At 66.9% G+C, this 8,738-nt stretch carries 8 protein-coding genes and 1 pseudogene; 5 read left to right on the top strand and 4 right to left on the bottom strand.

Annotated elements, in window-relative coordinates; translation table 11 throughout:
* From CVUC_RS06390 to pobA, 4 genes and pseudogenes are all read right to left on the bottom strand, one after another.
* Positions 1–120: pseudogene (locus CVUC_RS06390) on the bottom strand (3-oxoadipyl-CoA thiolase); the annotation flags it as partial.
* On the bottom strand, positions 117–764 hold the full coding sequence (locus CVUC_RS06385; RefSeq protein WP_096033763.1) for a CoA transferase subunit B: 648 nt from the start codon (positions 762–764) through the stop codon (positions 117–119). The pseudogene CVUC_RS06390 and the gene CVUC_RS06385, both read right to left, overlap by 4 nt.
* The gene (locus CVUC_RS06380) at positions 764–1,501 is read right to left on the bottom strand and encodes a CoA transferase subunit A (RefSeq protein WP_164468157.1); all 738 of its coding nucleotides are present in this window, start codon (positions 1,499–1,501) and stop codon (positions 764–766) included. Before CVUC_RS06380 ends, CVUC_RS06385 begins: the two co-directional genes overlap by 1 nt.
* Before the next feature lie 6 nt (positions 1,502–1,507).
* Positions 1,508–2,683 (bottom strand): 4-hydroxybenzoate 3-monooxygenase, encoded by a 1,176-nt coding sequence (gene pobA, locus CVUC_RS06375; protein WP_096034794.1) that lies wholly within the window; start codon positions 2,681–2,683, stop codon positions 1,508–1,510.
* 148 nt (positions 2,684–2,831) lie between these two features.
* On the opposite strand from pobA, the gene CVUC_RS06370 reads away from it, so the two are divergent.
* The 5 genes from CVUC_RS06370 to CVUC_RS06350 all read left to right on the top strand — a co-directional run bounded on the left by CVUC_RS06370 (position 2,832) and on the right by CVUC_RS06350 (position 8,651).
* Positions 2,832–3,722, top strand: a complete 891-nt coding sequence (locus CVUC_RS06370) for a helix-turn-helix domain-containing protein (RefSeq protein WP_101685798.1) — start codon at positions 2,832–2,834, stop codon at positions 3,720–3,722.
* A 114-nt stretch (positions 3,723–3,836) separates the two neighbouring features.
* Positions 3,837–5,249: an aldehyde dehydrogenase gene (locus CVUC_RS06365; protein WP_096033761.1), complete on the top strand. Its 1,413-nt coding sequence runs from the start codon at positions 3,837–3,839 to the stop codon at positions 5,247–5,249.
* A gap of 52 nt (positions 5,250–5,301) precedes the next feature.
* A complete protein-coding gene (locus CVUC_RS06360) occupies positions 5,302–6,129 on the top strand; it encodes a p-hydroxycinnamoyl CoA hydratase/lyase (protein ID WP_096033760.1) in 828 nt (275 codons plus the stop codon).
* A gap of 43 nt (positions 6,130–6,172) precedes the next feature.
* A complete protein-coding gene (locus tag CVUC_RS06355) occupies positions 6,173–7,663 on the top strand; it encodes an AMP-binding protein (protein ID WP_096033759.1) in 1,491 nt (496 codons plus the stop codon).
* 49 nt (positions 7,664–7,712) lie between these two features.
* On the top strand, positions 7,713–8,651 hold the full coding sequence (locus tag CVUC_RS06350; RefSeq protein ID WP_010920257.1) for a helix-turn-helix domain-containing protein: 939 nt from the start codon (positions 7,713–7,715) through the stop codon (positions 8,649–8,651).
* Positions 8,652–8,738: the final 87 nt, after the last annotated feature.

Genomic DNA, 8,738 nt, shown 5'->3' with positions numbered 1-8,738 from the left:
CCGCGCGACCAAGGCCTTCAGCGGGATCGCCGCCAGATCGTCGGCGCGCACCTTTGAGAGCGACCCACCATAGCGACCGATCGGGGTGCGGATCCCGTCACAGATATAGGCGGCGGTCATGTGAAGGCTCCCGCATCGAAATCGGCTGCCGTCTTGGCCTTAATTTCGTCGAGGGTGACCTCAGGAGCCAGCTCGATCAAAGTGAGGCCGCCCCCCTTGCGGTCGAGGTCGAAGACGCAGAGGTCGGTGATGACCATGTCGACGCAGGCCGCGCCGGTCAGGGGCAGGGCGCAGCGCTTGAGGACCTTGCTCTGGCCGGCCTTGTTTGCGTGGTCCATCACGACGATGACGCGCTTGACGCCGGCCACCAGGTCCATGGCGCCGCCCATGCCCTTCACCATCTTGCCAGGGATCGTCCAGTTGGCGATGTCGCCGTTCTGGGCCACTTCCATCGCGCCCAGCACCGTCAAGTCGATGTGGCCGCCCCGGATCATGGCGAAGCTCTGGGCGCTGTCGAAGAAGCTGGAGGTCGGCAGCTTTGTGATGGTCTGCTTGCCGGCGTTGATCAGGTCGGGATCCGCCTCGTCCTCGTAGGGGAAGGGACCCATGCCCAGCATGCCGTTCTCGCTCTGCAGCGTGACGTGGACGCCCTCGGGAATGTGGTTGGCGACCAGGGTCGGGATGCCGATGCCGAGGTTGACGTAGAAGCCGTTCTTCAGCTCGCGGGCGGCGCGAGCCGCCATCTCGTCGCGGGTCCAGGCCATTATACGGTCTCCCCAGCGTGGATCTCTCGTGGGCGGGTGGTCAGCTTCTCGATGCGCTTTTCATTGATCGTCGACTTGACGATGCGGTCGACATAGATGCCGGGCGTGTGGATCGCGTTGGCGTCCAGCTCGCCGGCCTCGACGATCTCCTCGACCTCGACGATGGTGACCTTGCCGGCCGTGGCCATGACGGGATTGAAGTTGCGGGCCGTCATCCGGAACACCAGGTTGCCTTCCGGGTCGGCTTTCCAGGCCTTGACGATGGAGAGGTCGGCGCGCAGCCAGGTCTCGCGGAGATAGGGCTCGCCCTCGAAGGTCTCTACCGGCTTGCCCTCGGCCACCACCGTGCCAACGCCGGTCTTGGTGTAGAAGGCTGGGATGCCGGCGCCGCCGGCGCGAATGCGCTCGGCCAGGGTGCCCTGCGGGTTCAGCTCCAGCTCCAGCTCGCCCGACAGATAGAGCTGCTCGAACAGCTTGTTCTCGCCGACATAGGACGAGACCATCTTCCGGATCTGGCCGTTGTTAAGCAGCATCCAGAGGCCGAAGCCGTCGGCGCCGCAGTTGTTGCTGATCACCGTCAGGCCCTTGACGCCCGTATCCTTGAGGGCCGGGATCAGGGTCTCGGGATTGCCCGACAGACCAAAGCCCCCGGACATCAGGGTCATGCCGTCGAAGACGACGCCCTCCAGGGCCGCGGCCGCGCTCTCGTAGATCTTGCTTTTCATGGGACGCTCCACAGCCTTCTAGACCAGGGGAAGGCCGACATAGTTCTCGGCCAGCGTCACCTGAGCGGCGCGCGAGCCCTTGATGTAGGCGAGTTCGGCGACCTGCATCTTGCGGTCGAAGCCGTCTCGGTCGGGGAAGCGGTGGGTGAGGCTGGTGAACCACCAGGAGAACCGCTCTGCCTTCCAAACCCGGGCCAGGGCGCGGGCCGAATAGCCATCGATCCCCGCCGAAGAGCGTTCGTGGTAGTGCTCGACCAAGGCTTCGGACAGCATGATCACGTCGGAGACCGCCAGGTTCATGCCCTTGGCCCCGGTGGGCGGCACGATGTGGGCGGCGTCGCCCGCCAAGAAAAGGCGGCCGTATCGCATCGGCTCGGAGACGAAGCTGCGCAGGGGCGCGATCGACTTCTCGAACGACGGCGCGCGAACGATGCGGGCGGCCGCTTCGGGGCCTAGGCGGACCGAGACCTCGTCCCAGAAGCGCTCGTCGGACCAGTCCTCCAGGCGATCGTCCAGCGAGCACTGCACGTAGTAGCGGCTGCGGGTCGGCGAGCGCATCGATGCGAGGGCGAAGCCGCGCTCATGATTGGAATAGATCAGTTCGTGATCGCAGGGCGGGGCTTCGGCCAGTATGCCCAGCCAACCAAACGGATAGACCCGCTCGAAGGTCTTCAACACCTTGTCCGGGATCGTCGCCCGGCTGACGCCGTGATAGCCGTCGCAGCCAGCGATGAAGTCGCAGTCCAGTCGATGCTCGGCGCCGTCTTTGCGCCAGGTGATGTGCGGGCGCTCGCCTTCGACGTCGTGAAGCCGGACCGCGTCGGCGTCGAACACGATCCGTAGATCGCGCTGCTCGGCGGCGTCGAACAGATCCTTCATCACCTCCTGTTGGCCATAGACCATCACGGTCGAGCCGCCGGTGAGTTCGGCCATGTCGATGCGGAACATCTCGCCGTCGCTGGCCAGATTGGCGCCCGCGTGGACCAATCCCTCGCGTCGCATCCGCTCATCGACGCCCAGGCGCTCCATCAGCTCGACAGTGATCCGCTCGAGCACGCCAGCGCGAACGCGGCCCTCGACATAGGCTCGATCCTTGCGCTCCAGGATCACGACGTCGACCCCGGCCTGTCTCAACAGATGGCCGAGGAAAAGCCCAGCCGGGCCCGCGCCGACAATGGCTACCTGGGTTCGCACGATGGAGCTCTCCGCCCTGACGCCGCCTGACACGACTTGCATCAAGCCTGACCCTGACGGTCGGGTTTTGGGATGGACAGAGCGTCACAAAGGTTGGACTTTTCGAGCGGGTTAGATTTCGGGTGGGCTAGGGTGTGGAGTTTCGGACTTGCCAAAAACTCAAGTAGTTCCGAGCTTCTTCCTGTTCGGAGAGCCCTTGCGGACCGTCGAAGGCAAGTTCATCCATCTAGAAGAGTTGGACGATCGCACTAGGCCCAATGACTGGAACATCCGCGCCCACGCGCATGCGGACCTCAATCATGTGTTCCACATCGCGGCTGGGGGGGGCGTCATGCATGTGGATGACGAGGCGATCGACTTCGCCGCGCCCTGTCTGCTGCTGGTGCCGTCCGGTCGGGTCCACGGCTTCGCCTACCAGGTCGAGACGGCCGGTTCGGTCCTGACCATCGCCGACAGCTATCTGCGTGACCTGACCGCACGCGAGCCGGCGTTCGCCAGTCTTTTCCGCGCGCCGCGTCAGCTGCCGCTGGATGCGCAGTCGGAGATCGCGTCCTGGTTGGGCGAGCTATCGCGCGAACTGGTTTGGACCGCGCCCGCCGGCGGCGCGGCCGTTGAGGGCCGTTTGCTGATCGTCCTCGTCGAGGCCGTGCGGCGGCTGGTGCGCGACCAGGCCGCCACGCCGGCCATGCAGGGCGGGCACGTCACGCTGGTCGCCCGGTTCCGCGAGCTGGTCGAAGCGCACTATCGTGAGGGCCTTCCCATCGAGACCTATGCTGGACGCTTGGGTGTGGCGGTGTCGCGCCTTCGCGCCGCCTGCCTGCGGGTGGCCGGCGCCTCGCCGCTGCGGCTTGTGCAGGACCGGCTGTTGCTGGAGGCCAAGCGGGCGCTTCTGTACTCGAACATGACGGTCGCCGAGGTCGCCTACCACCTGGGCTTTGAGGACCCCGCCTACTTCTCGCGCTTCTTCGCCAAGGCCGAAGGGGTGTCCCCCAAGCGCTATCGCGTCGAACGGGCGACGCATTCGTCCTCGATCGTCTAGCTACGGTCTTGCCGAAAACAGTGACTTGCGCAGACTGTTTGTCTAGCATACAAAACTGCCAGCATACCTATAATCGGCGCCGCGAAGCGCTTCACGCGAAGGGAAGGAACGACCATGAGCTCTCCCCAGGCCGTCTTCGAACGCCGTGACCCCGTTACCGGCGCGGTCGCCACCACCTCCATCGCCATGACCGCGGACCAAGCGCGCGCGGCTGTTGACGCCGCCCAGGCCGCCTTGCCGACCTGGAGCGCGCTGGGGCCGAACGCGCGCCGCGCTCTGTTGTCCAAGGCGGCCGCAGCGCTGGAGGCGCGGGTCGACGACTTCGTTGCCGCGATGATGGGCGAGATCGGCGCCACCGAGGGCTGGGCCCGGTTCAATCTGATGCTGGCCGCCTCCATGGTCCGCGAAGCCGCCGCGCTGACCACGCAGGTGAGCGGCGAGGTCATTCCATCTGACAAGCCGGGCTGCCTGGCCATGGCTGTGCGTGAGCCGGTCGGTGTGATCCTGGGCATCGCCCCTTGGAACGCGCCGATCATCCTGGGCGTCCGCGCGGTGGCCACGCCGCTGGCCTGTGGCAACACCGTGGTGCTGAAGGCCTCGGAGAGCTGCCCGCGCACGCATGAACTGATCGCCGAGGCTTTCGCGGCCGCCGGCCTGCCCGAGGGCGCGCTGTCGATCGTCACCAACGCGCCGGCCGACGCGGCCGAGGTGGTGGGGGCGCTGATCGACCATCCCGCAGTGCGGCGGATCAACTTCACCGGCTCGACCGCCGTGGGCAAGATCATCGCCAAGCGGGCGGCCGAGCATCTCAAGCCCGTGCTGCTGGAGCTGGGCGGCAAGGCCCCGCTGATCGTGCTGGAGGACGCCGACCTGGACGAGGCCGTCAAGGCCGCCGCCTTCGGCGCCTTCATGAACCAGGGTCAGATCTGCATGTCGACCGAGCGGATCATTGTCGTCGACGCGATCGCTGACGCCTTCGTCGCGAAGTTTGCCGCCAAGGCCTCCAGCCTCGCGGTCGGCGACCCGCGCGTGGGTAAGACGCCGCTCGGCGCGGTGGTGGATCTCAAAACCGTGACCCACGTCCAGGGTCTGGTCGCCGACGCCCTGGCCGACGGCGCCGTCCAGGTTAGCGGCGGGCCGGCGAATGGCGTGCTGATGCCCGCCACGGTCGTCGACAAGGTCACCCCAGCGATGCGCCTCTTCCGCGAGGAAAGCTTTGGCCCGGTGGTCGCTGTGATCCGCGCCCGGGACGAGGAGCACGCCATCGCCCTGGCCAACGACACCGAGTATGGCCTGTCGGCCTCGGTCTTCACCCGAGACATCGCGCGGGGCCTGAAGGTTGCGCGGCGGATCCAGTCGGGCATCTGCCATGTCAACGGCCCGACCGTGCACGACGAGGCTCAGATGCCGTTCGGTGGCGTCAAGGCCTCCGGCTACGGCCGCTTCGGCGGCAAGGCCGGCATCGACGCCTTCACCGAGCTGCGCTGGATCACGGTCGAGACCCAGCCCGGCCATTTCCCGATCTGACGCTTCGTATTCGGCGCCGCGCGCGCCCCGCTTCAATTTCCAAGGACCGACCATGACAGACGCCAACGACACCGCGACCTACCGGGTCGAGAACCGCATCGCCTGGGTGAAGTTCAATCGCCCCGATAAGCGCAACTGCATGAGCCCCACCCTGAACCGTCGCATGATGGAGGTGCTGGATGAGCTGGAGTTCCGTGACGACGTCGGCGTCCTGGTCCTGACCGGCGAAGGCTCGGCCTGGTCGGCGGGCATGGACCTGAAGGAGTACTTCCGCGAGACCGAGGCCAAGGGTCTGGGCGCTACGCGTCAGGCTCAGCGCGAGTCCTACGGCTGGTGGCGTCGCCTGCGCTGGTACCAGAAGCCGACGATCGCCATGGTCAACGGCTGGTGCTTTGGCGGCGGCTATGGCCCGCTGTACTCGTGCGACCTGGCGATCGCCGCTGACGAGGCTCAGTTCGCCCTGTCGGAGATCAACTGGGGCATCCTGCCGGGCGGCGGCGCCACCAAGGTCGTGGTCGACCTTATGCCGCTGCGCGACGCCATGTACCACGCCATAACCGGCGAGCTGATCGATGGCCAGAAGGCCGCCGCCTGGCGCCTGGTCAACGAGAGCGTGCCGCTGGAGCGCCTGGAGGCGCGCGTGCGCGAGCTGGCCGAGGTGCTGTTGAAAAAGAACCCGGTGGCCCTGAAGGCCACCAAGGACGCCGTCCGGCGTGTTAAGGAAATGAACTACGACAACGCCGAGGACTACCTGGTCCGGGCCCAGGAGGCGGCCAACTCCTTCGACAACGACGGTCGCAAGGAGGGCATCAAGCAGTTCATCGACGACAAGACCTACAAGCCCGGCCTGGGCGCCTACGATCTGGCCAAGCAGAGCTGAGACGAGGCGAGGGGGAGGAAAAAACGACGGGAGGGACGCCAGCATGACCCCGATCGATCATGTCGCCTTCCAGGCCCGCCTCCAGCCGGGTGGCCTGGCGGCCGTCGAACTGGCTAACGGCCGCCGCTGGACCTATGCCGAGCTGGACGCCGACATCGCCCGCGCGGTGGGCGTGCTGCGTCGGCGTGGGGTGGGCGAGGGCGATCGCTTGGCGGTGCTGGCCAAGAACCAGGTCCTGCTGGTGATCTTGCACCTGGCCTGCGCCCGCCTTGGGGCCATGTTCGCGCCGTTGAACTGGCGACTGAGCGCCAGCGAGCTTCACGCCCTGATCGAAGACGCCGATCCGGCCATGATCGTCGGCGACACTCAGCTGGCCGCCGCGGGCCTGGATGGCGTCGACCTGGATGTCCTGCGGGCCGAGATCGACCGCGCCGACCCCGATACGCGGGCGCGCGCTGACCGCGAGCGCCCGTCGCTGATCCTCTACACCTCCGGGACCTCGGGCCGCCCCAAGGGCGCGCTGCTGTCCGAGCGCAATCTCGACCAGACGGCGATCAACTTTGGACGCCTGGGCAAGGTCACGCACGAGAGCGTCTTTCTGGTCGATGCGCCGATGTTCCATATCATCGGCCTGATCACGTCTATCCGACCGGCCTTCCTGCATGGCGGAGCGATACTGGTGTCAGACGGCTTCGAGCCGGTTCGGACGCTTGGCCGGCTCGGCGATCAGGCCCTGGGGATCACCCACTATTTCTGCGTGCCGCAGATGGCCGCGATGCTCCGTCGCGCGCCAAACTTCTCCGCCTCGGCCCTGCGGGGGCTGACGGCCGTGTTCACCGGCGGCGCGCCCCATCCAGCGGCCGATATTCGCGCTTGGCTGGCGGTGGGCGTCCCCGTTGTCGACGGCTACGGCATGAGTGAGGCCGGAACGGTGTTTGGCATGGCGCCCGACGTGGCGCTGATCGACGCCCGGGCCGGTTCGGCGGGCTTGGCCATGTCCTCGGTCGCGACACGCATCGTCGACGAGCAAGACAACGACTGCTCGCCCGGCGTTGCTGGCGAACTACTACTCAAGGGCGACAACGTCTTCCAAGGCTATTGGCGGCGTCTCAAGGAGACCGAACAGGCCTTCACGGCCGACGGCTGGTTCCGGACCGGCGATATCGCCCTGGCCGACGCCGACGGCTATCACTGGCTGGTCGACCGCAAGAAGGACATGTTCATCTCGGGCGGCGAGAACGTCTATCCGGCCGAGATCGAGGCGGCCCTCGCCGATCATCCGGCCATCCTCGAGTGCGCGGTCGTCGGCGTGCCCGACCCGCGCTGGGGCGAGGTCGGCCATCTGGTCGTGACCTGCCGCGAAGGGGCGGTCCTCGATCTGGCGCTGATCCTGAGCCATCTCGAAGATCGGCTGGCCCGGTATAAGCTGCCCAAGGCTCTGACCCTGGTCGCCGCGCTGCCGCGCACGGCTTCAGGTAAGATCCAGAAGACGGTCCTGCGCGAGCGTTTGCTCGCCGGGGATCCAAGAACCTGAGCGCCGGAAGTCTCTGGGGGAGCAACGGGCGAGCCTGAGGGAGGAAGAGATGGCGTCAAGCCTCGACGAACAAGGCGTGGTTCGGACCCAAGCCGGTCTGGACGCCTGGAACGCGTTGGTCGCGTCGACCTTCGACAATCTCGTGGTCGACGCTGACCGCGAGGCGTTCGAGGGCAGCATAGATGTGCGCGACCTCGGCGGCATGGACCTGGCCCGCGTCGCCTCCAGCGCCGCGGTGGTGCGGCGAGGACGCGCGTCCTGGACGCGGCGGCCCTATTTCAAGCTGCACCTACAGGATGTTGGTCGCAGCCTGAATTCTCAGGATGGCCGTGAGGCGGTGCTGGACGAGGGCGACCTGATGCTTTGCGATCCGGCGCGCCCCTACACGATCCGCTTTGACGATCCCAACCGCATGCTAGTGCTGCGGATCCCCTCCGAGCGCCTGGCCGACCGGATGGATGATCCAGAGGCCCTGTGCGGCCGACGCCTGGCGGGCGACAGCCTGGCGGGCGCCTTGCTGACCTCGTTTATCCGTACGCTGTGGACCAACGCCGGCCGAGGCTGCGCCCCCGTCGGCGAGGCGGTGCAGGACGCGGCCCTGTCCCTGCTCAGCGCGGCGGCGCGGGAAGGCGAGGGCGAGGCGCCTGCGCCGCGCGACCTGGACGCCAGTCACGGCGCCGGCGCGCGGATCAAGCGCTTCATCGACGACAATCTTTGCGACCCCGAGCTCAGCGTCGGCCGTGTCGCGGGCGCGCTGGGCGTATCGCCGCGCTATGTCCAGATGGTCTTCGCCGGCATGGCGACCACACCGCTGGCCTATATTCGTCGAAAGCGGTTGGAGCGTGCGGCGCGGGCTCTGCGCGAGGACGGCGTGGGCTGCAACATCACCGACCTGTCGTTCGGTTTAGGCTTCAACGACCTTTCGCATTTCAGCCGCGCCTTCAAGGCCTTCTACGGCGTTGGACCGCGAGAGTTCCGGGCCAGCTAGGGCGTGGCTCCGGAAAAAGACATCGCGCTTCGCATCCGTGAAAGTCGCCTTCGCGCCTAGCCAAGTTTGATGGCGCCGCCCGTGCTC

The organism is Caulobacter vibrioides (assembly GCF_002858865.1).
GTDB classification, from domain to species: Bacteria; Pseudomonadota; Alphaproteobacteria; order Caulobacterales; family Caulobacteraceae; genus Caulobacter; species Caulobacter vibrioides.
This window is presented reverse-complemented; position numbering and strand designations above follow the sequence as displayed.